Here is a 24572-nt window from a genome sequence, read left to right on the forward strand (position 1 = left end):
GTCAACGATCGCCTCTGATGGAGAACTCCAGCCCACTGCCCCCAATCTGGATGCAAAAGAAGTGCCTCAGGTGCGCCTCAAAGGTGAAAATGGGCGACTGCTGCTGCTTTTGCCGCCTGATTTAGAAACGCCTGGTGCAGCGACGGCGTGGACAGATATCTGGCAACAGCTCAAGCAACGCCTGAACGCTGGAGAACGCTTCTGGCAGCCGAGAACGCCCGTACATCTCATTGTTCGCGATCGATTGCTGGATGGGCGTCAGATTCAGGCGATTAATGATGTTCTCGGTGAGGCAGAACTGGAGCTAAAGCGCATTTATACCAGCCGCAGACAAACGGCAGTCGCCGCTGCCACGCTCGGATTTTCCGTTGAGCAACAGTCGTCGATTCCCCGATTGAATCAGTCCGACGAAAGCGGACAGGCACTTGCAGAGCCGCTCTATCTGGAAACAACAGTTCGCTCTGGGATTGAAATTCGGCATCCCGGCACGGTGATTGTGCTGGGCGATGTGAATCCGGGCAGCAGCATTATTGCAGACGGAGATGTGCTGGTGTGGGGAACGCTGCGAGGTGTGGTACAGGCGGGTGCATCGGGCAATTTGCGCTGTCTGGTCATGGCACTGCGAATGGAACCGACTCAGATTCGGATTGGCGACCTGATGGCTCGTGCTCCCGAAACGCCGCCCAGCCAATATCAGCCGGAAGTAGCTTATGTGATGAACGGCAGTATTCGAATTGTTCGCCGAACCGATTTCTCTAAAGATCTGCTGTTTTCCTAGTGGCTTTGCCTGAAAAAATGCACCGCGATACAGGAAGTTTGCAGCGAGTTGTAAGTTTTTTGTTCGATTCGGCAAAACAATATTTAGAATGAGATATTCAAGCTAGATTTATTCAGGTTGAATTGCGCTATTCTTTTGCGTGTGAAAAGCAAATTAAAGCAAATTACTGAGTCAATTGCAGGGTTACATCTTACCTTTAACGCTGTATTTGATGCTTTAGACCGATCGTGGCTCAAGACGATCGCTTGACACATCGCGTAATATTAACCGAATCGCCAACAAAAGCAGTTTCACGTACGTTCAGATCCTATGAGTCGAATCATTGTAATGACATCGGGCAAGGGAGGCGTTGGTAAGACGACTTCTACTGCGAATCTGGGCATGGCTCTGGCTCAGCGGGGGCACAAGGTTGCCGTAATTGATGCTGACTTTGGGCTGCGAAACCTGGATTTGCTGTTGGGTTTAGAAAACCGAATTGTCTATACGGCGATCGAGGTGCTTGCTGGCGAATGCCGCCTGGATCAGGCACTGGTCAAAGATAAGCGTCAGCCCAATCTTGCCCTGCTGCCGGCGGCACAAAATCGCACCAAAGAAGCCGTTACGCCAGAGCAAATGAAAAAGCTGGTTGGTGCATTGAGCAAAGTGTTTCACTACATCCTGATCGATAGCCCTGCCGGCATTGAAATGGGCTTTCTGAATGCGATCGCCGCTGCAAAAGAAGCCATTATTGTCACCACGCCTGAAGTTGCTGCCGTGCGAGATGCCGATCGCGTGGTGGGCTTGCTTGAAGCTAACGATATTAAAAAAATGCACCTAATTATTAACCGAATTAGGCCTGCGATGGTCGAGCAGGATATGATGATGTCGGTTAAAGATGTGCAGGAAATTTTGGCAATTCCGCTGATTGGTGTGGTTCCTGATGATGAGAGAGTGATCGTCTCAACGAACCGGGGTGAACCGTTAGTGTTGTCTGAAACGCCTTCGCTGGCGGCAGCAGCCTATGCCAACATCGTGCGCCGACTGGAAGGAGAAACCGTTCCGTTCCTAGATTTGACCGTTCCGCAAGAGGATTTGCTCTCTCGCATTTTGCGGATCTTCCGTCCCTCCCGTAAATAGGATTGCTCATGCTGCTGCACAGCCGCTTCTTATTGCTATCCTTGACCGTCACCGATCGTCTTTTTGCCTTTTCCTAACCTGCTACGCGCTACCTGTCCCATGCTTCAGCAATTCCTCGATCGCATTTTCTCGCGCAGCGCAACTGCCAACAGCAGCCGTGATACTGCCCGTAAACGGCTTCAGCTTGTTCTGGCACACGATCGAGTTGATTTGTCTCCGGCAATGGTGGAAAAGATGCGCGAGGAGATTTTAGAAGTCGTCTCACGCTATGTCGAAATCGAGCCAGGCGAGTCAGACTTTGCGCTAGAGAATGATCAGCGAACCACAGTTTTGATTGCCAACTTACCGATCAAGCGCGTCAAAAAAGCAGAACCCGTCGGACAAACTCCCCTGGTTGAGAATTTTGCCCCCAGTTTAGAATCGGGGGAGCAGGCTTCAGGACAAAGTGCAGAATCGTCTTCAGAATCAACCGAATCTACCGCACCGCCGACTGCAACTGACCCACCCCGCAGAGCAGATCTGCCATCACTGGAACATTAAATTGGAACATTTCACGGGCAATGGGTCAGCCAACGCTGTTCGAGCTTGCAAGGCAAGGAAATCTAGAAGCAATCGCCCTTTTGATCAACCGATCGCTTCAGCCCCACTCCATCACCGCGAAACTGATACGGCATGAAAGCTGCCTCAAAATTTTGCTGGAAGGGGCAGAGGTTCCGCCACAGTCGATCGCGAAGTCGCTTCAGAAGGGAATCGAAAAACTGGAAATTTCGACAATCGATCGGCTTGAGATTCATGGCAAACAAAGCGATACCCACACCCTGACCTGGACAAAAACTGTTCAGCTTGCGCCACCAAAACCTTCGAGCAAACTTCCTTCAATCCAGATTGATTCTGCTGAAGCAGGCACAACCAAAAGCCGTCCTCGTCCCTATTTTGCTCTGGCTTTATTGACCACATTTCTAGCATTTTTACCGCTCGGCATTGCTGCCCTGATTTTTTCCAGACGAGTTAAGTTGCAGTATCAAAAGCAGGACTATGAGGGCGCGAAGTCTGCTTCTGAAACCGCAAAGATTCTTTGCATTGTCGGCATTTGTCTTGCCAGTCCTTTTTATCTGGCGATCGGCTTTGTTGCAGGCAGCTATTCAATTCTGATCACCGCGTACGAAAACCAAATTGATACGCTCTCCCAATCGCAGGCTAAAACCGCGATCGAAGCAATTAACCGCAGCCAGCAGGCCTACTGGCTAGAAAATCATAAATTTGCCGATTCTGTAAATCAGCTTCAGTTGCCAATTCAGTCTAATAATCACTATCAGTATCAGCTCATTCCAACCGAGCCGGATCGGTCGATTATTACTGCAACTGCCACAAAACCAGGGCTTCAAAATTTTATCGGAATTGTCTACACCCGGCAGGCAAAATCCGTTGCTCAATCCAGTGATTTTCTAAAAACAGCTTCTCTTCATGCAACCATTTGCACCACCGATCTTCCTATTACGCCTGCTCAGATTCGCATTGAAGATGACAAAGTAATCTGCCCGTCCGAAAACTAATGCAGCCTACCCCAATCTTTGTGTGCTATTGAATGTGCGCCACTGAATGCGTGCTATTGAATGTACGCCATTGAAGTACCCTAAGAAATTGCAATAAAGAATCGCGATCGCAGCTCATCAAGTCGTCACTGATAACCCAAGACGCTTCACTCTAGAGCAAAGTTGAGTGAACTAGAGCAAACTTGAGCAAAACTGTCCCAATTTCCCGCAGAAACCTTTTTCCTCGTGCTCAGTCTAAATCACTAACCAGAAATACCGCTGAGACAACGGCTATGTCACGTTCTGCCCTTCCGCTTCAAGTTGTTCGATCGCCCCGTTGGGGAAAGTGCTTTGCATTGCTAATTTCGACTGCGCTGATGGCAGCAACCCTTAGCCTGACTGCCTGCGATTCTCGTAAAGCAACCGTTTCGACGACGACAAGAACAACAGAGCCAACCCCGGTTCAGCCGTCCCCCAGTCCGCTTTCCAGCCCCACGCCGATCGCCTCCTCAGAGATTCCCAAGCCCGTTCCGGCAACGCCCAGCAAGCCCCTAACTCCTCCTGCCGCCACTCCGAAGCCTGCTGCCCGACCTTCTACGCCTCAACCGGATGAAGATAGCTCGGTTCAGCCGGATGGGCTTGCCGTTTACCCTGATTCTCCCTTACCCACACCGGACGGAATTCGACTGGGACAAATTGAGTATCGTTCCTCAGCGACCGCAGCAGATGCAGCTCTGGAAGCGGCGATCGTCAATATCATGGTAGACCGCAGCGGCGATAAATCTTTGCTGGAATCAATGCGCTACACCTACAATCGCGTGGATCTGAACGACGACGGCGCACCCGAAGCCCTGGTTTATCTGATGGGGTCTTACACCTGCGGTTCGGGTGGCTGCACGATGCTGATTCTGGAACCTGCCGGACAGAGCTATGAGATGGTTTCTCGCATGACGCTGGTGAATCCTCCGGTGGTGATTGCTCAGGACACAACCGCAGGCTGGAAGGATCTAATGATTTTTGTGGAGGGGGGCGGCGCAACGCCTCACTATGCCCGTTTACAGTTTGACGGCAGCAGCTATCCTTCGAATCCGTCGATCGCCCCTCCGGTCACTTCAGAGGCTCCCTTAAACGGAACTGCAATTTTGACCGAGAAAATGACACCTGCCGACGGAATCAAGATCAAGCTTTAGCAGTTTTTAGCACAATCTTGACTACAACCCTTCAGCAAGTTCATCGTCTCCGGGAGGGTTGGGGACGCTGCATTGAGCGGTTGCGAGAGTTACCCTGCCTGCGCGGGTCGGTGGATTGGTCCATTACCCCAGCGGGGGAACCGCTTCGCATCGCCTGATCATAAATTCGCTCATTTGCTTCGGCAGATTTGAACAGATCGACGATCGGATTGGGATAATCCACGCCCAGTCGCATATTAAATCGCTGTTGCTCTACGGGCAGAAGCTTCCAGGGTTCGTGGACTTTGCTAGCGGGGACGTTTGCCAGTTCGGGCAGCCAGTGTTTCACGTATTCACCCTGGGGGTCGTAGTCCTTTGCCTGCTTGGTGATGTTGAAAAAGCGAAATCCACGGGCGTCGTTACCCACGCCTGCCGTATAGTTCCAGTTGCCCCAATTGCTGGCTACGTCATAGTCGATCAGCAGCGACTCAAACCACTCCGCGCCCATCATCCAATGAATACCCAGATTTTTGGTGAGGAAGCTTGCCACATTTTGCCTGCCGCGATTCGAGATAAAGCCGGTCGCTGCCAGTTCGCGCATATTCGCATCCACTAGCGGGTATCCGGTCATGCCTTCCCGCCAGAGATCAAACCGCTGCCAGTCTTCTTTCCAGGGAATGTTAATGCCTTGCAGCCCAGAGGCAAAGAAAATCTTATTCCCGTGTTTGGCAGAAATGAAGCGGAAATAGTCACGCCAGAGTAATTCAAAGATGAGCCAGTAGGTTGACTCGTTTTTAAATCGCTGCGATTCGTAGTCCTGCACCTGTTTATAGACATAGCGCGGCGACAAACAGCCATTTGCCAGCCAGGGCGAAAATTTAGTGGAATAGTCTGCGCCCAGCATGCCGTTGCGCGTTTCTTTATAGACTTTCAGGTGATCGTTTAGCCAAAAGTAGTGATGCAGCCGCGCCAGAGCTTCAGATTCGCCTCCTTTAAACGGCAACACTGCCCGATCGTCTAACGCAGGTTTTTCCAGCCCTAAATCACTCAACTCGGGCAGGTTTCCGGGTTCAAGGGTTGGGAGCGGGGGTAGAGATTGGGGCTTGGGAAAGGGCGGAATTACCGTTGCTGCTCGCTCAACTTCTTTACGGAAATTGGTGAACAGCTCCGGGACGCGGGAAATTTCAAACGGCAAATCATCCGGGTGATACAGCGACACGCCCCAGTAGGGTTGCATCGTTACGTTCAAAGGTTGGACGGCTGCGGCGACTGCCCGCTCAACGGCGACTTCTTCTGAAGTGACTTCCTTTGAAAAATAAATTGCCGTTGCTCCCGTTGCCTGCGCGATTTCTGCCAGAACCGTTTCTGGCTTTCCCATCCGAATAATTAAATTGGAGCCGATCGCCCTCAGGGAATTTCTCAAATCCGCCAAACTTTCCAGCAAAAATCGAGCACGAAATGCGCCCGTCTTCGGAAAACCATAGGACGTTTCGCCAAACTGCCGGGGGTCGAAGCAATATACCGGAATCACGGCAGACGTACCGGATTGCAGGGCACGGTGCAGCGGCTCATGATCGTGCAGGCGCAGATCGTTACGATACCAGAGGACGATCGGGGAATGAGTCACAGAATGCTTGATTGGGAAATCTACTCTTTTATGATAACGAGTTCTAAGTTTTGTAAAGAAGACGGTGGCATGGCTACTTGGGCAACGATCGCTCTATCCAATCGCGATTCCTCAAACCATATCTTCCTCTTTCCTCTACATGAGCTTGCCATCAGGGTTCGCAGTTCGTGGACGACGGTGCTGAGAAAATTGTCATTAAGCTGATTGAGCAAGCCAGTGCTTCAACCTGTGCCTCAGTCACTCGATATCGCCACGACTAACGCAGGGCGATAAAGAAAAAGCTCAATCAACGTTGATTCACACTGCACTGAGCAACCCTCCTGCAAAAAATCTAAAAAATAAAGATGACCGTCCCTTCCAAAGCAGCCTCCGAACGCAACACTCACTTTTACATCGGCAATGCCTTTTACCGCCCTCAAAGTCGAATGGTGCGCGATCTGGGGGTGCTGGCAGCAGCCGTTTACCGTCAGCAAACCGGACGACTGCGCGTGTTAGACGCAATGGCAGGCAGCGGTATTCGATCGCTTCGCTATTTCTGGGAAAGTGGAGCGAATGATTTGTGGATCAACGACAGCAATCCTGAAATGAGTGGCGTATTGCAGCAGAATCTCTCTCAAATTCCAGCCGATCGCGTTCGTCTCACGAATCAGGATGCCAATCGGGTCTTTTTTGAGTGCTATCGTCAGCAGGATTTTTATGATCTGGTCGATGTTGATGCGTTTGGGTCACCTGCGCCTTATTTAAGTACGAGTCTATGGGCAGTCGCTCTGGGCGGATTGCTCTACCTCACCAGCACCGATGGCAGAAGCGCGAGTGGCTCAACGCCCGATCGCAGTCTTGCCGCCTTTGGCGCATATGCCCGTTCCCATCCTGCCGCCCACGAACAGGGACTTCGATTGTTGATTGGCGCAGTCCAGCAGAGTGCTGCCGCAAAAGGATTTGGCGTAGTTCCCGTCTTTTCTTTGTTTGCCGGAGAGAGCTATCGCGTTATGGTGCGGCTTGTGCCGTCGATCCAGCTCAACTCCCGCAGCTACGGCTTCCTTGGCTACTGCCACACCTGCGGCGACTACCAGACGATCGCCTGGGAAAAACTGGGGCGCATCCACTGCCCGCAAGACCGGTCGCCCCTCAGCATCAGTGGCGCAATGTGGCTAAGTGATTTACACGATGCAGATTATGTAGCTGAAATGAAAGCGATCGCCCAGGAACGGCAATGGTCAGACTGCGTCGCCATTCTAGAAACCATGCAAGCAGAATCTTCCCTGCCCCCCTACTTTTACACCCTGCGCGAAATCGGACGACGCGGCAAATTAAATTTACCCAATCGATCGCACTTGATCCAAACCCTGCAATCCTGGGGCTACGCCGCCACCCCGACCCACATCAACCCCCAAGCCCTTAAAACCACTGCCCCCTTCTCAACCTGCCTCCAAGCTGCCCAACTCTAACAGCTATTCACTCACCCACTCATCCACCGCCCAATTTCCCCCACCAACCACTCCGCCTCTGCGTGACTTAACTCCGGCGAAAATTGCCCGATATTGTGCCGCTGATTCTCGGTTTGAATCGTAATTCCTGTTGTTGCCGAATCGATCGCCACTGCCGGGCTAGATTGTTTCACCTTGCGATAGGGAAGTCCCAAACATTTCCACTGAATGAACAGCGATCGATCGCTCAGCGTGACCGAGGCTTCGCCCAGCGCAGAAATCAAGCCAATTCCCAGCAGGGGCAAACTATCGAGCCAGCACAACAGACTCAAAACCGGATGAACAGGGGAAAACAGCATCAATACCGATACGCCGCCCGTAAGAGCGCCCGCACCCAGCCAAAGCGCATCTGCAAAATGAATGCCGCGCTTGCGGATATTGACTTGTAGCTGATCAGAAAGTTGATTGAGTGTGACGCGCTCGAATTCGTTTTTTTGAATCTGAAGTGAACGAGCACCATCATCAGCATTTAACACGACCGCCTTATCGTCTGGCTCAGTTTCTAATTCAGTTTTTAATTGAGCTTTTAACAAAACCGTTAACGCTTGCTTTGCGGTTTGAAATCGCTGTTTTATATCTGGCTCTAGCATTTTTTCTAACCAGACAGCAAATCGATCGTCAATCAAAACAAACGATCGAAACTGAAGCTTAAACTGATGCTGTGGCAAATCTGCCGGACATACTCCAGTCAATAAATGCAGTATCGTTGCGCCAACGGCATACAAATCAGAAGCAGGCACAGCCTGTCCGCCAAACTGCTCTAGCGGCACATAGCCGTAAGTTCCGGTTACCGTGAAATCGCCGATCGCCCCTGCCCCGATTTGCGCTGCCCCAAAGCCAATTAGATAAACTGTTCGATCGGGCGTCAGCATCACATGACCAGGGTGAATGTCGCGATGCAAAACAGGTGGATACTGCCCCTGCAGATCGATCAAAATTTGGAGTAAGTCGATCGCGATTTGCCGCACTTCATCCTCGGTAAAGCGGTGATGCTGATCCAGCAAACTTTGCAGCGATGTACCCGAAATTTCTTCCTGCACTAGGACACACCAGTGCATTCCCTCCAGTTCCAGCGAGAAATGGGTCAAATAGCGTGGAATGAAATTATTCTTCAGAGTTTTAAGAATTCTGATTTCCCGCTCAAATTGCTCATAGTCCTGCCATTGCAGTGTCGGGTGAAATCCAAGCAGCTTGATGATGCAAGCCGTCTGATAGGTTAAGTCGATCGATCGCCAGGTTTGCCGCACGCCAGCTATCTTGAGCGGCTCAACGAGCTGATAGCGATCGTCCAAAAGTTGACCGATCTGAAACATAGAGGCTGCCAGCACTTTCGCGAGTAGTGTAACCGACTCCTATTGAGTGAACCTCCGACAAAAGTTAAGGTTTTGAGGGATTTCTTGCGTCAATTCCGCTTCACCGGCTGACAAATCCATTCTCCAGTTTCCTTGGTTTGAAACAGCACAGCACCTGCCTCTGAATTGACTGGCCGGCGATTACCCTGTGGGGAAAACTGCTTCCCATCGCGACAGTTCAAAATCTCCTGGGGCTGTTTCGCCCCATCCTGGCTCAGCGTTACCCGATATTCCCAGGGATATTTCGCGCTGCGCTTAATCTCGCTGATGCAGACTGTTTGAGTGCCTATTATCCGACAGGGGGCGGCGTTTGCCGGGGGTACGATCGCCAGCCAAAACAGCAGCCTAATTCCCAGGAGCATCACCAGCACCCTTGTTGAAATACTGCGGAATTCCTGCTTCAAGCTGAGATATTCTCTAAATTTCTTCAAAAGTAATACCTAAGGGTCGATACAAAATGCCTGTTAATCTATCACTTTAAGGATTAGAAAAATTCGGCTAGCAAAAATTGCTTATTGTGTGAGGCGATCGAAATGCCCGATCTGATTCTGATTCGTCATGGACAAAGTTTGTGGAACGCTGCCAATAAATTTACCGGATGGGTCGATGTGCCGCTAAGCGAGCGGGGACGGGCAGAAGCGATGGTCGCCTCTAAGAAGCTAAGAGACTACCGGGTGGATGTTTGCTTTACGAGTATGCTGTTTCGGGCGATGGAGACGGCAGTAGTGTGTCTAACTGAGTGCAGCGAAATCTGCGGCGGCAAAACCCCCATCCTTAAACATGGTGACGATGACCCCAACTGGCACGGATGGGATCACTACGACGGAGAACCCGCACAGGAATTGCCCATTTTCACCACACCCCAGCTTGACGAACGCTACTACGGCAAACTTCAGGGATTAGACAAGCAGGAAACGGTCGAAAAATTTGGCGCGGCACAAGTTCAGATCTGGCGGCGATCGTTTTCTGAGCGTCCTCCGGGCGGCGAAAGCTTAGAAGATACGATGCACCGGGCAATGCCTTTCTTCCGCGATCGCATTTTGGCGCAGCTTAAGGCAGGCGATAATGTGCTGGTTGCGGCACACGGCAATTCGCTGCGATCGATCATCATGGATCTCGATCGGCTCACCTCAGAGGAAGTGCCTTTACTCGAACTGGCTACGGGTGTCCCGATCGTCTATCGCATGAATACCGACGGCACAGTGCTGCAAAAAGTGATTTTGAATTAGTCGATTTTCAATTCTCTTGGCTTCAATCCTTCGGTTTCAAAGGGGTCGTTGCAAGAGGTTGCGCCGATCTAAACCCGCTGTAAGTGCAAAAACAAATGCAGAAAAAGATAAATCTGCTAACACCTGCCTATGAAATATCCTCTGCTCAATCATGAGCAAACTCTTCCACAATAATCACAATAAATAGATCGAAAAATAGCTCCAGGCAGGTCACGCGCCGATCGTGTTCAAGTTCCTCATCCGTTTGAAGCAGGGGCATTTGCCGCAAACTCGCCTTGTCATTTCCCCTGCTATCCCGCTTTCGCGTTCGGCATTACCTTCTGGCATTCGCTGTACCTTCGATCGCCTAAAAGAGCAGTATCAAGCGCAGCAATTTTCGATCGCAATACCAAAATTCTTCAGTAAGTGAGATGCGCCATCCAGGGTGCATTTGCTGCAATACGGTTAAAGCGTAGTAAAAGCAAGGTAAAAGGCAATCAAACTATGCAATTCATTTGGATTAGTTTAGTATCTTATCTTTTAGTAGAAGCATATTTTGCGGCTCGGCGAGTGGCTAGAAAACGTCAGTCCGCACGCTATTCTGCTCAAAATTCGGCTCCTGCTCGCCTCGATCGATCTGTAGATCAGTCTTCAGATCAATTATCGATCGCCTCACCACCTTCAGAGGTCGCTCCAGAATTTGAGCAGGCGATCGAAGCGTTAGTCAATGATGCTTCTACTCAGCTTGAAGCTCCAGAAATGCCTGTTGCCGAGCCTGCTATTCAGGAATTCTCCGTTGCAGACTCGGTTTCAGACAATCCAATCCTGAATTCCGAGCCAAAAACCGCCCCCGAAATTCCTGCTCCCATAGCAGAAATGCCCGCTTCCGAACCCGTTGAATCAACATCCTCTTCTTCCGAAGCATCTTCAGAATCATCAACCTCACCGAGCAATTCTCCATTTGTGTTCGACTCAGACGTTGTGTTCGACTCAGATACGGATCTCACCCTTGCCGCCTCTCTGTCTGTCACGAGTATTGTGCATCCCAACTCATTTGGCGAAGTGGAAGTTCCCGATCTGATTCCCACTGACCCTGCCATCAGCGAAGTGCTTAACAGTAACGCAGAACCCACCCGAGTTCACCAGCCATCCATTCTGGAAGAAATTGCAGAACTCCGTCCCACCGCAAATGCCCAGCTCTCCTCACAAAACGATCGCACCAAACACTTTATGCATGCCCTCCTTACAGGTGATGGCACAGTTCGAGTTGCGGCAGTGTACGAGCTAGGCGAAATTGCAGCCCAAGGCGGCAGCGAATCGGAACAAATTATTGAACAACTGCAACAGTTAACCCAGGACAATGATCCCGATGTGCGATTGCAGGCAGTCATGGCTCTGACGAAGGTGCAGCAGTAGAAGGGTGGATGCGTGAATGGGTAAGGAGTGGAGGAATAAAGTAAGGGATGGAGGAATAAAGGGTCAAGAAATCACAGGAGCGCAAGCGGGCAGAGCATAGCAGCAAGTACAAAGTGGGGAAGGTTTGCAGAGAAAAGGGCAGAAGTTCATGCAGACCAATACCCTCCTCAAGCTTCATTGCCTTCCCCAACCTCCTGCCCATCCCTTCATTCTCCCTTCCACCGTCCTACGCATCCCCCCATTCCCCACTCCCCCACCAACCAAAACAAAGGTTACGATGGGGCAAGCTAGACTAGTGCTAAGCAAAGAAAAAGGGCAGCTCCCTCAGCGATACAAGACAGCAAAGGGCAACAGGTTATGAGACAGGCTGGGCAACAGGCAAATATGGTCTTATCCTCAAAGCGCGATCGAAAAATGCGGCAGGGTTCCTGGATGACCGGGGCGGCAACCGCAATCTGGCTGGTGCTGCAAAGTACGCTGGGCAGTCCTCCGGGTTTGGCTCAATCTCCAGCCGCAAAAGATGCCCTAACCTATAGCGATCTGCTGCGAAAAGTTGAAGCGGGAGAAGTTAACCGAATTCAAATTGACCCTGCTCGAAATGTGGCTGAGGTGCAGCTTAAAGAGCCCTATCAGGGCAACACCAGCCAGGAAGTGACTCTCTTTACAGGCGAAAACCCTGAACTGGTGGAAGCAGCCCGCGGCAATAATGTGGAGCTTGATGTTCAGCCTTCTGCCGACAGCCGGACGATTGCCTGGTTAGTGACGCACGGGCTTTTAGCGTTTGTGCTCATTGCAGCGTTATTGATGTTTTTGCGGCGCACCAGCAATGCCTCCGGTCAGGCAATGAACTTTGGCAAATCCAAAGCCCGGTTTCAAATGGAAGCCAAAACGGGCGTTATGTTTGACGACGTAGCAGGCATCGAAGAAGCCAAAGAAGAACTCCAGGAAGTCGTAACCTTCCTCAAAAAACCCGAACGCTTCACCGCTGTCGGCGCAAAAATTCCGAAAGGGGTGCTGCTCGTTGGTCCTCCCGGAACCGGAAAAACGCTGCTGGCAAAGGCGATCGCCGGAGAAGCAGGAGTGCCCTTCTTCAGCATCTCTGGCTCGGAGTTCGTAGAGATGTTTGTGGGAGTCGGGGCGTCCCGGGTGCGCGACCTGTTCAAGAAGGCGAAAGAGAACGCGCCGTGCATTATCTTCATTGATGAAATCGACGCAGTTGGACGGCAGCGAGGAGCCGGGATTGGCGGCGGTAACGACGAGCGCGAGCAAACCCTGAACCAGTTGCTGACCGAAATGGACGGCTTCGAGGGCAACGCGGGCATTATCATTATTGCGGCAACGAACCGTCCCGATGTCCTGGACTCCGCGCTTCTGCGCCCCGGTCGTTTCGATCGCCAGGTGTCAGTCGATCTGCCAAGCTACAAAGGACGTTTAGGCATTCTGGAAGTCCATGCCCGCAACAAAAAGCTTGACGCAGATGTGTCGCTGGAAACGATCGCCCGCCGCACGCCCGGATTTTCAGGGGCAGAGCTGGCAAATATGCTCAACGAAGCGGCAATTCTGACGGCACGACGACGCAAGGATGCGATCACACTGCTGGAAGTTGACGACGCGATCGATCGCGTAACCACTGGAATGACGCTGACCCCCCTGCTTGACAGCAAGAAGAAGCGGCTCATTGCCTACCATGAGGCAGGACACGCACTGCTGATGACTTTGCTGAAGAACTCTGACCCGCTTAACAAGGTGACGATCATTCCGCGATCGGGGGGCATCGGCGGTTTTGCCCAGCAGACCTTTAACGAGGAAATGATTGACAGCGGCTTATACACTCGTTCCTGGCTGCTCGATCGCATTACGATCGCTCTGGGAGGACGGGCAGCTGAGCAGGAAGTCTTTGGCGATGCTGAAATCACGGTGGGCGCAAGCAATGACATTCAGGTTGTGGCAAATCTGGCGCGAGAAATGGTAACGCGCTACGGAATGTCTGACCTGGGACCCTTTGCTCTGGAAAGCCACAATCAGGAAGTCTTTCTGGGACGCGATCTGATGTCGCGATCGGAATACTCCGATGAAGTAGCAACCCGTGTGGATCATCAGGTGCGAGATATTGCAACGCGCTGTTATGCCGAAGCTTGCCGCATTCTGCGCGACCATCGCGAATTGCTCGATCGCATTGTGGATATGCTGCTAGAGCAAGAAACGATCGACGGGGAACAGTTCCGTAAGCTAGTTGCCCAGTACGTTGAGCTTCCTGAAAAGCAGCTTACTACGGCAACCACAAGCTAATCGCAACTCAAACTGCCCTGTAGCCGCCTCATTCTGGGGAACCTGCGTCCAATCCATGCTCATGCTCGAAATTCCCTAGCCCTGGGGATTTAGGGGCAAGGTAGGAGATAAACACTCCTCAAATCCCCTTTTGGGATCGCTGTGCAACCGCCAGCCTAGTTTGGAACACTACCAGCAAAATTATGAACACTAGGGATGAAATTGCTTATTTCAAGAGCAGCGTCATCCCTCTTTTGTTAGACTCTTTTCCCGTAAAACGCCGATCGGAGTCAATTTATCGATCGCTCCTTGAAGCTTTTGTAACTCTTATTTCTTCTTGTATCTGGAACTGGGAGGACCAGGAAAAATCAGGGTAACTTAGTGAAATCTAAAGCAAACCTTAAGAGGTTGACATGAGTCCAACGATGATGCGTCAGTTTTGGGCTTTCGTAGATGAGATTCGATCGACAATTCCTCTAGCCCTGGACGATCTGAGTTTAGTGCAGTGGTTGCTGCGCCAGGTGTGGTCTGAACAGCTGCTCGATCGCCAACAGCAAGACATTCTGAGCAACTATATTCATCTGCGAATTGCCCTGATTCGCGACATGGCGCAGGAATCGCAGTTTTTCTCTCACGTCTATTAACTCCTTTAATAATTCGCTAGAACCTATAGAACATCGGAGAATCCAACTTACGATAGACAACCTGTACACTAAGATACAAAACTGAAGCGCAAACCAGGAGAATGTAAAAAAGTGAGAAGAATCCAGGCGAGATTGATCCCATTCTGATTTGGATCTGAAACCCTGGATAAATGACTTCTCATTCCTCTGGCAAGGTTTAGGTAAATCGGGCAGTACTGGCTTATTGGTGCTGCTTTTGTTGAATCTCGCTTCTGTTTAGGGTCAGAGTGAATAGTTAGAGCTGTTCTTGTTTTCGATTCTCTAATGAATAAAGTGGGTGAAATAAATATGAGGAAGTGGGGTTCCCTTTTCCTGGCTGCAACCCTGACGGTTGCAACGCTGAGTGCCTGTGGATCGGGCGCAAGCAACACAGCGACGACGAACACTGGAGCAGGAGGTGGAGCTGCTGCTCCGGCAGCGAATACAGGCAGCCGTCTCGATACGATCAAGTCTCGTGGATCGCTTATTTGCGGCGTAGAAGGTACAATTCCTGGCTTCAGCTTTGTAGATTCCAGCGGTAACTACTCTGGACTGGATGTTGACATTTGTAAAGCAGTGGCAGCCGCCGTTCTTGGTGATCCGACCAAGGTAGAGTATCGCAACCTCGATTCTTCGGCTCGTTTCCCGGCACTGCAAAACGGCGAAGTCGATATGCTATCCCGAAACACGACCTGGACGAGTAGCCGGGATTCGACGGGTGGAAACGGTCTGGAATTTGCGCCGACTGTTTTCTATGACGGTCAGGGCTTGATGGTGAAAGAAGATTCCGGAATTCGAGCATTTAGGGATTTGAACGGTAAATCAGTTTGCGTTGAAACCGGAACGACGACTGAGCTAAACCTTGCTTCACGGGCAAGAGAAGCAGGGGTCACGATTAATGAAGTGAAGTTCCAGGACTCCAACGCCAACTTCGCGGCTTATCAGGAAGGACGCTGTGAAGCGGTGACCACTGACAGATCGCAGCTTGCAGCAAAACGGAGTGCCTTCCCGACGCCCGATGATCACGTTCTGCTGCCGGATGTGCTGTCAAAAGAGCCGCTAGCTCCTGTGACCGTTAACAACGACTCGCGCTGGTCTGACACCGTGAAATGGGTTGTCTACGGACTGTTCCAGGCAGAAGAGTTTGGCATCACGCAGGCAAATGTGCAGCAAAAGGTGCAAGACCAAAACCCTGATATCCAAAACTTCTTGGGTGCACAGGGCGAGCTGGGAACTCAGTTGGGTCTGTCGAATGACTTCATGGTGAAAGCGGTTCAGGCAGTCGGCAACTACGGCGAGGTGTTTGAGCGCAATGTAGGCACAAACTCTCAGCTCAAGATCGATCGCGGTCAAAATCGCCTCTGGACGAAGGGCGGTCTGATGTATTCGCCGCCATTCCGCTAGACTCTATCTGTCTGTGATAAAGACTTTCCACCTTGGAGAGTCTTTGTCGCTTCAACGGGTCGCTTTTCATTCTCTCCGTGATTCTGCCGCCTTGATACCTTTCCCGCTATGACTTCTTCGACTGATCCTTCTTCTGAAAAAATTCCCATTTGGCGTGATGATCGCTTTGTCAGAATTGCAGTTCAAGCGATCGTGCTGCTGGCTGTCGTGACGGTCGGCGCGATCCTGATGGGCAATATGAGCCGTAACCTTCAGCAGCTTGGACGACAGTTTGACTTCAACTTTCTGCGAAATCAGTCTGGCTTCAATATCGGTGAAGGAATTCTTTCCTATAAGCCTACAGACACTTATTTCTGGGCACTTGTCGTTGGCTTTACTAATACGCTGCGGCTGATCTTGGTCGGGTTTGTTGCCGCAACGGTGTTAGGCATTCTTGCCGGAGTTGCCAGCTTTTCTAATAACTGGCTGGTCAAAAAAATTAGTCAGTTCTACGTCGAAATCGTTCGCAACACGCCGCTGCTGCTTCAGCTCTTTTTCTGGTACTTCGCCGTCTTTTTTGGAATGTCGCAGGGTGCGAACGTTACTCGTCTGCCTGGATCGGTGCTGGTGAGCAAGAAAGGAATTGTGATTCCGTGGCCCGCCAACCAACCGATCGCCTGGCTATCGCTGACTGCGTTGATTGGGCTAGCGATCGCGGCTTCGATCGTCTGGCGGCAGCGTATTAAAGTGATGGAAGAACAGGGCGCATCCGGCAAACCGCAGCGCTATATGCTTATCGGCATGGCTGTGGCGGCACTGGTTATCTTCCTGTTTGGCTTGGGCTGGCAGTTTCCACAGGTGGCTAATAACGATACTCAAGGCGGACTGCGAATGTCGCTGGAGTATGGCTCGATGCTAGCAGGTCTTGCCTTTTATACTGGGGCATTTATTGCAGAAATTGTCCGGGCAGGGATTCAGTCCGTTTCTAAGGGGCAGTGGGAAGCAGCAAGAGCCTTAGGGCTGCATTCTGGGTTAGCGATGCGGCTGGTCGTGTTTCCACAGGCGTTGCGCGTGATTATTCCCTCGCTAAACAGCCAGTACATTAACCTGGCAAAGAACTCTAGTTTGGCACTGGCGATCGGCTATCCCGATATTTTTGCCACCGCGCAAACCACGCTAAACCAAACTGGACGGGCAGTGGAAGTCGTTTTGCTGATCATGCTGACCTACCTGATCGCCGATCTGCTGATTTCTCTGTTTATGAACCAGCTCAATCGCCTAGTGCAAATTACAGAACGATAAAAACGTTTCTAGCCCTTCTTTTTAACCATTTCTCCGATTTCAGCTGCGCCTCTTATGACCACTCTGCATACTGCTCCGACTAGTGCCCCCGCGCAACCCGCATCCACACCGATCGCCTGGCTTCGCAAAAATTTGTTCAATAGCTGGTTTAACTCGCTGCTGACGATCGCGATTGTCTTTGTTCTGGGCAGAACGCTGTTTGGCTTTATCTGGTGGGCAACGACCACGGCGAAGTGGCAAGTCATTCCCGCAAACCTGCCGCTCTTCTTTGTGGGACGATTCCCGGCGAATCAGTACTGGCGGCTGGCTCTAATGCTGGCAATGATTGGTGGACTCGGCGGATTAACCTGGGGTGTGGTTGCCCGAAATCAGCCCAAGCTCCTGTCGCGGAACGTACTGATTGGGTTTGGTATTTTTGCCCTGGTGCTGCTGCTGCTGCCGACGCCGTTTGCCTATCGCTTAATTTTGCTGGCGATCGAGGCCCTGGTGCTGGGGACGATCGGGGCAGGTCAACAAATCGGCAGACGAGTTCCGGGCATTGCTAAATGGTTGCCCCTGGCATGGATTCTCTCGTTCTTTATCGCGCTCTGGCTGATGCGCGGCGGCTTCGGGCTACCCCTGGTGCAGACCACTGCCTGGGGCGGCTGGATGTTGACAGTGTTTATGTCAGTCGTGAGCATTGCCCTGTCGTTTCCGTTTGGGTTGCTGCTAGCATTGGGGCGGCAGAGTTCTTTACCCGTGATTCGTTGGCTTTGCACAATTTATATTGAAGTCATTCGCGGCATTCCCCTGATCTCGATTTTGTTTATCGGTCTGGTGATGGTTCCGCTGTTTCTGCCTGCTGGAAGCCGGCCAGATCTGGTACTGCGAGCAATTCTGGGTCTGACGCTGTTTGCGGCTGCCTACCAAGCCGAAACCATCCGGGGTGGACTCCAGGCAATTCCCAAAGGACAATCTGAGGCAGCCAGCGCACTGGGGCTAAACACACCGCTGACGCTGGGACTGATCGTGTTGCCCCAGGCACTCAAGATTTCGATTCCGGCAATCGTGGGACTGTTTATCAGCCTGCTGCAAGATACAACCCTGGTAGCGATCGTGGGACTTTCAGACCTGCTGGGGATTAGTCGATCGATTCTGGCAAACCCCCTGTTTATTGGCAGATATGCCGAAGTTTATTTATTTATCGGTGTGTTGTACTGGGCAGTGTGTTACACCATGGCCTGGGCAGCTCGACGGCTTGAAACCAGCTTGAATAGTGAGCACTAACGCAGATTCAATAATCCCAAATGACAATTCCAAACATCTCTAAAAAAATCTCATCTTTTAATGCCTGATAGGGAGAATAACCGATGACTCAACTCCAGCCCGAAGCCACCCTGAATGGTGGAACCTCAACCGAACCAATGATTGTCGCTCAACAGGTCGAAAAGTGGTACGACAACAACTTTCATGTGCTGCGCGGCGTTGACCTCACCGTCCGCAAAGGCGAAGTGGTGGTGGTCATGGGTCCGTCTGGCTCTGGGAAATCCACGTTTATTCGGACGTTTAACGCGCTGGAAACCTATCAAAAGGGCAGCATTACGATCGACGGCATTCACCTCAGCCATGACCTAAAAAATATCGAAGCAATTCGCCGCGAAGTCGGCATGGTGTTTCAGCAGTTCAACCTGTTTCCTCACCTGACTGTGCTGCAAAATGTCACCCTGGCTCCGATCTGGGTGCGCCGCTGGACGAGAGCTAGAGCCGAAGAAGTCGCAATGCAGCTTCTTGAACGGGTCGGCATCCTGAATCAGGCGCAAAAGTTTCCAGGTCAGCTTTCCGGCGGTCAGCAGCAGCGGGTGGCGATCGCCCGTGCCCTGGCAATGCAGCCCAAAATCATGCTGTTCGACGAACCCACCTCTGCCCTCGACCCGGAAATGGTGCGCGAAGTGCTAGACGTAATGCGAACCCTGGCAAGAAGCGGCATGACGATGGTGTGCGTTACTCACGAAGTCGGATTTGCCCGTGAAGTTGCCGATCGCGTCGTGCTAATGGATAGCGGTCTATTAGTGGAAGAAGCGGAGCCAAACGAGTTTTTTAACAATCCTAAAGAGGATCGCACGAAGAAGTTTCTATCGCAGATTCTTTAAGAGAAGGTTTGAGCCAGTCTTCGAGATCCCGCATCGCTCCCTCAATTCCCCACCCGTGAAGGACTTTGAATTTGAGCCAGTCCTCAAGATCCTGCATTGCCCCCTAAATTCCCCACTAGTGGGGGACTTTGAAACAGAGATCAGTCCTACTCGGTAATTCGGCCGCTTAGGGGCGAACTCGCACTGGCAAAAGCCTTGACCGGAATTCGTCCTGCCAGATACGCCATCCGTCCTGCTTCTGCGCCGAATCGCATTGCCTGTGCCATCAGGGGCGGATTTTCAGCCTGGGCGATCGCCGTATTGATCAGCAGTGCATCAGCTCCCATTTCCATTGCCTGCGCGGCTTCGCTGGGCGTACCGATTCCGGCATCCACGACGACGGGAATTTTGGCGTTCTCGATAATGATCTGAATATTTGCCGTGTTGCGAATGCCTTGTCCTGAGCCAATTGGGGAACCCAGGGGCATCACCGTCGCACAGCCAATTTCCTCCAGGCGTTTTGCTAAAAGCGGGTCGGCGTTGATGTAGGGCAGCACGGCAAATCCTTCTTTGACCAACTGTTCGGCGGCTTCGAGTGTACCGATCGGGTCAGGCAAAAGATATTTCGAGTCGGGAATCACTTCTAATTTGACAAAGTGATTGTCTTCCTGACCCAGCAGCTTTGCCATTTCGCGTCCAAGCCGCGCCACCCGAATCGCATCTTCTGCGGTTTGACAGCCTGCGGTGTTCGGCAGCATCCAGATTTTTTGCCAGTCGATCGCCTCAGCCAAACCCTCATGTCCGGGGGCGTTGTTTTGTACACGCCGAACTGCCACAGTGACAATTTCGCAGCCGCTAGAGACGATGCTGCCCTGCATTTCGGCAACATTTCGATACTTTCCAGTTCCAGTCATCAGGCGCGATCGAAACTCCCGTCCGGCAATAATCAGAGGCTCATCGGCAAAAGGGGCAGGAGCTGGGGAAGCGGGGATCTGAGGGGTCGAAAATTGCAGCATAGGAGGTTGGGTTGAGACGGGTGCGAGGGGGGATGGGGATTGGGTGGGACAGAGGAAACGTTGCCAGGAGAATTCGTTGAGCAATGGGTCGATCGTGCCATTCCAGACGCGATCGGCAATCAACCGGGCGGTAATAGGCGTGAGCAAAATACCGTTGCGGAAGTGTCCCGTTGCCAGGGTGAGATTATCACAGAGGCTATCACCGAGAATAGGCATTTCATCAGGCGTTGCAGGACGGAAGCCCCACCAGCATTCCTGAATCGGGAAGTCTTTCAGTGCCGGGTAAAGCTGGATTGCAGCATTCAGAAGGGTTTGTAGTCCTGCGGGGGTGTTGCCGGGCGTGAAGCCGATCGTCTCACTGGTTGCCCCGATCACAATCCGTCGATCTTGACGCGGCACAATATAAACGTTTTCGCCGTACAGTACCCGCTGAAGCGGTAGGGGTGAAATTTCTGACGGCACGCGAATCGCCAGCATTTGTCCTTTACAAGGCTGCACCGGAACTGGAATAATCGACTGCGACCAGGCTCCGGTTGCCAGGATGTAATGCCCCGCCGATCGATCGCCCCCATTCGATCGCAACTTGACGACCTGCCCCTGCTGCTGCACAATTTCTGTGACCGTCACGCCTTCCTGGATTTCAACGCCGATCATTTCTGCCACCGATCGTAGCGTTTGCGCCAGGGCACGATTATCAACCTGTCCTTCTTCGGGATACCACCAGCCACCGATCACTTGTTCGCTTAATTCAGGCTGTACCAGATGAATTGCAGGGCGATCGAGCCAGTAAGCAGGCAGGGAATCCAGAACTGGAGGGTTTTGCGAATCAGCCGCTTCAGTCACGGGGGCAAGAATGCCGCAAGCCCAGTAGCCTGTGGAGCGATCGGTCAGGGATTCGAGTTTGCTGATCCATTCTGGGTAGAGCCTGAGGCTTTGCAGACACAGTTCACGCATCGGCGCATCGGCAATTGCTTCGGCACTGGGAGCCAGCATTCCAGCAGCAGCATGGCTGGCAGCTTCCTGAAAATCTCGGCTTAAAACAGTGACAGAGGCTCCGCGCAGCTTTAGCTCGATCGCGATCGACAGCCCAATCACGCCGCCGCCAATAATCAAAACATCAGACGTTGAATTCATTGCAAGTAAGGACGGATCTCCAGAGTTTTTTAACCTACCACAGTCCTGTAACCGGGTTTCTGCCAAGCGGGGGAGGCGTGGTAGAAGGGTTAGAGGGAGAAGGAGTACTGTAAGGCGGCACGATCGGCGGAGGGGGAGCAACACCTCCATTCTGGTAGGGCTCTACTGTTTGCGGATAGTTTGCCGCAGAGCTGGTTCTGGGAGGACGAGTTGGGATCGGAACGGTGGGGGCAGGTCGCACGGGCGGCGGCTGATTCGACAAAAGATAAGGAAGATCCTGCCATCCGGGTTGTACAACTCCCACCGCAAAAGGATTCAAACGAAAATTTCGCAGATCTGGCAATCGATCGAAGGAAAACCCTTGCTGTTGAAACCAGGGAATTAGCCGATCGCTCATTAGCACCACCAGCACCGCCAGTAGCACCAGCGCGATCGTTCGACCCACATCCTTGAAAACATCGATCGTGTTAAAAACAAAGCCCAGCAGCACAATTCCCACCAGCGCAATCAGCAGGGTAATCGGTTCCGGCACGGTGGATACTCCCATTCTGATATTCCTATCATCGCCCAGGCAATCAGATTTGCGTTACCAAAGCCCGTTAATTGGGGGTTGGGCAGGAGGGGAAGCAGACGGAAAAACCGGAGGGGGAGGGGGATTATCAGTTCGCGGCGGACTCGGAGAAAGAGAAGGAGAAGGGGTCGGAGGGGGGAGCGGGCTGGGAGAAGGAAACAGAGTGGGAGCAGGAGTTGGAGCGGGGAACGGACTGGGGGAAGGCTGCACAAGCAGCGGATTCGCGATCGAGAGAATCTCGTTTAAACCTCGGCGTGCCTCACCAGAAGACGGACTGTCTAGATTAGGAGGCGGAGGCAGAGGGGTAAGCGTTACGGTTGGCGAGGGCAGCGGTTGGGAGTCGATCGGCGTAGGCTGAACGATAGGGCTAACGGTTGGGCTAGAGGCGGGTGGCGTTCGATCGAAAAAATTGCCTGTAAATCGATTAAATGTTTCTCCGGCGCGTCCTGAGCCAAAGAAAGCAACCAGTATCGTTGCCAGAGCAATCCAGGTTATCCACTGGGCAATGCCAATTCCCCTTCCTTGTTTTCCCGGCAGGAGCAACTGAAATAGGGCAAACAAGCCGCTCAGCAACAACAATCCTAAAAGAATATCCACATCGCTTTCCCCATGTTGCACTGCTAATTTTAGGCAGAAGCTCAAATTTTTCGACCTGAAGGTTACCAGACCACTTGATTTCCCTGTCCCCAAAATCCATCAAACTTTGTCACCTTCACATCTCCTAAAACGCAGGTTTGACAGGCAAGCCGCCGATCTTGTTCTAAGGAATGGGGCGGCAATGAGCGACGCGCAGTTTCCTTCCACTGAGGCGCAGACACTTCGCCTTCCACCTGAACCGCACAGGTTCCACAGGTTCCAATGCCTTTGCAGTTGATGATCTTAGACTGACCATTATGCAGCGCAACCCCATTTTTCAGGAGAACTTAACGTAAATTCGTCCCCCGATCGCACTCAAACGTCTTTCTCTGCGCCGTCATTCTGGGCATTCCAATCCTCCAGGTCTAAAAGTTCTACATCAAGCTTGTTCATAGTTTACGTTTCTTCATACCCTTCTTGACCCTGCCTGGTCTAGCATCGCGATCGAACCCTAATTTACTTCTCGATCTCCTCTCTCTCGATCGCCTCGCCCCCCATTCACTCTCACCCATCCACCGTCTACCCCTCATGCCCCCCCTCCACATTTACGACACCACCCTCCGAGACGGCGCCCAGCGCGAAGGACTTTCACTCTCCCTGGAAGACAAACTGCGAATTGCCCGTCAGCTCGATCGCCTGGGAATTCCTTTTATTGAAGGCGGCTGGCCCGGTGCAAATCCAAAAGATGCTCAGTTTTTCGCCCAGCTTCAGCAAGAGCCATTGAACCAGGCAGAAGTTGTCGCCTTTTGCTCAACCCGTCGCCCTGGCAAGTCCGCAGAAGCCGACCCGATGCTGCAAACGGTTCTTGCGGCTGGCACCGATTGGATCACGCTATTCGGCAAATCCTGGGATCTGCACGTCACGGAAGGACTGCAAACCAGCCTGGACGAAAACCTGGCAATGATTCGGGAAACGATCGCCTTTTTCCGCACTCAGGGACGACGGGTGATCTACGACGCAGAACACTGGTTCGACGGACACAAGCACAATCGCGACTACGCCCTTCAGACTCTCCAGGCGGCGATCGAGGGTGGTGCAGAATGGCTCGTGCTTTGTGATACGAACGGTGGAACCCTGCCCCACGAAATTTCTGCCAGCGTTCGGGAAGTGGTACAGTTTGTGCAAAATATTCGCGGAGAACAAACCCCGCCGCAGATTGGAATTCACCCGCACAACGATAGCGGCACGGCGGTGGCAAATGCGATCGTCGCAGTTCAGGAAGGGGCGCGGATGGTGCAGGGCACAATGAACGGCTACGGCGAACGTTGCGGCAATGCCAACCTTTGTACATTAATTCCTAACCTGCAACTGAAGCTTGGATTTGACTGCATTCCGCCCGCTCAGCTTGCCCAGCTCACCGAATCGAGCCGCCTGATTAGCGAAGTGGTGAATCTGGCTCCCGATGATCATGCGCCGTTTGTCGGGCTGTCTGCCTTTGCCCACAAAGGTGGAATTCACGTTAGCGCAGTTGAGCGAAACCCGCTAACCTACGAACACATTCAACCTGAGCAGGTAGGCAATCAGCGGCGGATTGTCATCTCCGATCAGGCAGGCTTGAGCAATCTACTCGCAAAAGCACGATCGTTTGGGATTGAACTCAATCGCCACGATCCTCAAAGTCGCCAGATCCTTCAGCATCTCAAGACTTTAGAAAACGAAGGCTATCAGTTTGAAGCCGCCGAAGCCAGTTTTGAACTCTTGATGCGCGAAGCTCTCGGACAACGACAGCAGTTTTTCACGATCAAAGATTTCAACGTTCATTGCAATTTGCTTCGCGATCCAGAACAGTGGCGCAGCCAATCGATCG

The 24572-nt window shown here is 52.1% G+C and carries 22 protein-coding genes; 15 read left to right on the plus strand and 7 right to left on the minus strand.

The window, feature by feature from the left end:
- The 5 genes from minC to H6F80_RS19395 form a co-directional block, all read left to right on the plus strand.
- Positions 1-778 (plus strand): septum site-determining protein MinC (minC, locus tag H6F80_RS19375; protein WP_199296697.1); only part of this gene is annotated, 778 nt, incomplete at its 5' end.
- Between the two features lie 309 nt (positions 779-1087).
- Entirely contained in the window at positions 1088-1894 is an 807-nt protein-coding gene (gene minD, locus H6F80_RS19380) for a septum site-determining protein MinD (RefSeq protein WP_190793162.1), read from the plus strand.
- Between the two features lie 99 nt (positions 1895-1993).
- Entirely contained in the window at positions 1994-2434 is a 441-nt protein-coding gene (minE, locus tag H6F80_RS19385; RefSeq protein WP_190793163.1) for a cell division topological specificity factor MinE, read from the plus strand.
- Between the two features lie 20 nt (positions 2435-2454).
- A complete protein-coding gene (locus tag H6F80_RS19390; protein WP_190793164.1) occupies positions 2455-3447 on the plus strand; it encodes a type IV pilin-like G/H family protein in 993 nt (330 codons plus the stop codon).
- A 272-nt stretch (positions 3448-3719) separates the two neighbouring features.
- Complete coding sequence (locus H6F80_RS19395; protein ID WP_190793165.1) at positions 3720-4616, plus strand: COG3650 family protein; 897 nt, start codon at positions 3720-3722, stop codon at positions 4614-4616.
- Between the two features lie 40 nt (positions 4617-4656).
- Here H6F80_RS19395 and H6F80_RS19400 read toward each other — a convergent pair whose 3' ends face one another.
- Entirely contained in the window at positions 4657-6222 is a 1566-nt protein-coding gene (locus tag H6F80_RS19400; RefSeq protein ID WP_190793166.1) for a DASH family cryptochrome, read from the minus strand.
- 344 nt (positions 6223-6566) lie between these two features.
- On the opposite strand from H6F80_RS19400, the gene H6F80_RS19405 reads away from it, so the two are divergent.
- Entirely contained in the window at positions 6567-7670 is a 1104-nt protein-coding gene (locus H6F80_RS19405) for a class I SAM-dependent methyltransferase (protein WP_190793167.1), read from the plus strand.
- Positions 7671-7681: 11 nt separating this feature from the next.
- Here H6F80_RS19405 and H6F80_RS19410 read toward each other — a convergent pair whose 3' ends face one another.
- Positions 7682-9022, minus strand: coding sequence for a serine/threonine protein kinase (locus H6F80_RS19410; protein ID WP_190793168.1), 1341 nt, complete (start codon positions 9020-9022; stop codon positions 7682-7684).
- An 89-nt stretch (positions 9023-9111) separates the two neighbouring features.
- On the minus strand, positions 9112-9492 hold the full coding sequence (locus tag H6F80_RS19415) for a hypothetical protein (RefSeq protein ID WP_190793169.1): 381 nt from the start codon (positions 9490-9492) through the stop codon (positions 9112-9114).
- A 102-nt stretch (positions 9493-9594) separates the two neighbouring features.
- On the opposite strand from H6F80_RS19415, the gene H6F80_RS19420 reads away from it, so the two are divergent.
- The 8 genes from H6F80_RS19420 to H6F80_RS19455 all read left to right on the plus strand — a co-directional run bounded on the left by H6F80_RS19420 (position 9595) and on the right by H6F80_RS19455 (position 19429).
- The gene (locus H6F80_RS19420; RefSeq protein ID WP_190793170.1) at positions 9595-10290 is read left to right on the plus strand and encodes a 2,3-bisphosphoglycerate-dependent phosphoglycerate mutase; all 696 of its coding nucleotides are present in this window, start codon (positions 9595-9597) and stop codon (positions 10288-10290) included.
- A gap of 483 nt (positions 10291-10773) precedes the next feature.
- On the plus strand, positions 10774-11685 hold the full coding sequence (locus tag H6F80_RS19425; RefSeq protein WP_190793171.1) for a HEAT repeat domain-containing protein: 912 nt from the start codon (positions 10774-10776) through the stop codon (positions 11683-11685).
- 384 nt (positions 11686-12069) lie between these two features.
- The gene (ftsH, locus tag H6F80_RS19430) at positions 12070-13974 is read left to right on the plus strand and encodes an ATP-dependent zinc metalloprotease FtsH (protein ID WP_190793172.1); all 1905 of its coding nucleotides are present in this window, start codon (positions 12070-12072) and stop codon (positions 13972-13974) included.
- 392 nt (positions 13975-14366) lie between these two features.
- Entirely contained in the window at positions 14367-14597 is a 231-nt protein-coding gene (locus H6F80_RS19435) for a hypothetical protein (protein WP_190793173.1), read from the plus strand.
- A 327-nt stretch (positions 14598-14924) separates the two neighbouring features.
- On the plus strand, positions 14925-16019 hold the full coding sequence (locus tag H6F80_RS19440) for an amino acid ABC transporter substrate-binding protein (RefSeq protein ID WP_190793174.1): 1095 nt from the start codon (positions 14925-14927) through the stop codon (positions 16017-16019).
- 108 nt (positions 16020-16127) lie between these two features.
- Positions 16128-17300 (plus strand): amino acid ABC transporter permease, encoded by a 1173-nt coding sequence (locus H6F80_RS19445; protein ID WP_190793175.1) that lies wholly within the window; start codon positions 16128-16130, stop codon positions 17298-17300.
- A 54-nt stretch (positions 17301-17354) separates the two neighbouring features.
- Positions 17355-18566: an amino acid ABC transporter permease gene (locus tag H6F80_RS19450; protein WP_190793176.1), complete on the plus strand. Its 1212-nt coding sequence runs from the start codon at positions 17355-17357 to the stop codon at positions 18564-18566.
- Positions 18567-18649: 83 nt separating this feature from the next.
- Positions 18650-19429: an amino acid ABC transporter ATP-binding protein gene (locus H6F80_RS19455; protein WP_277879219.1), complete on the plus strand. Its 780-nt coding sequence runs from the start codon at positions 18650-18652 to the stop codon at positions 19427-19429.
- Positions 19430-19575: 146 nt separating this feature from the next.
- Here the strand turns inward: H6F80_RS19455 and thiO are convergent, their stop codons facing one another.
- The 4 genes from thiO to H6F80_RS19475 all read right to left on the minus strand — a co-directional run bounded on the left by thiO (position 19576) and on the right by H6F80_RS19475 (position 23046).
- Positions 19576-21558 (minus strand): glycine oxidase ThiO, encoded by a 1983-nt coding sequence (thiO, locus tag H6F80_RS30875; protein WP_190793177.1) that lies wholly within the window; start codon positions 21556-21558, stop codon positions 19576-19578.
- A gap of 34 nt (positions 21559-21592) precedes the next feature.
- Positions 21593-22105: a PEP-CTERM sorting domain-containing protein gene (locus tag H6F80_RS19465; protein ID WP_190793178.1), complete on the minus strand. Its 513-nt coding sequence runs from the start codon at positions 22103-22105 to the stop codon at positions 21593-21595.
- A 39-nt stretch (positions 22106-22144) separates the two neighbouring features.
- The gene (locus H6F80_RS19470) at positions 22145-22726 is read right to left on the minus strand and encodes a hypothetical protein (RefSeq protein WP_206755095.1); all 582 of its coding nucleotides are present in this window, start codon (positions 22724-22726) and stop codon (positions 22145-22147) included.
- Positions 22727-22788: 62 nt separating this feature from the next.
- Positions 22789-23046 carry a 2Fe-2S iron-sulfur cluster-binding protein gene (locus H6F80_RS19475; RefSeq protein WP_518523614.1) on the minus strand — a complete coding sequence of 86 codons (258 nt, stop codon included), beginning with the start codon at positions 23044-23046 and terminating at the stop codon, positions 22789-22791.
- 136 nt (positions 23047-23182) lie between these two features.
- On the opposite strand from H6F80_RS19475, the gene cimA reads away from it, so the two are divergent.
- Positions 23183-24572: citramalate synthase (gene cimA, locus H6F80_RS19480; RefSeq protein WP_518523613.1), on the plus strand; the 1390-nt coding region annotated here is incomplete at its 3' end.

The sequence above is a fragment of the Leptolyngbya sp. FACHB-711 genome, assembly GCF_014695615.1.
In the GTDB taxonomy this organism is placed as follows: Bacteria; Cyanobacteriota; Cyanobacteriia; order Elainellales; family Elainellaceae; genus Leptolyngbya_A.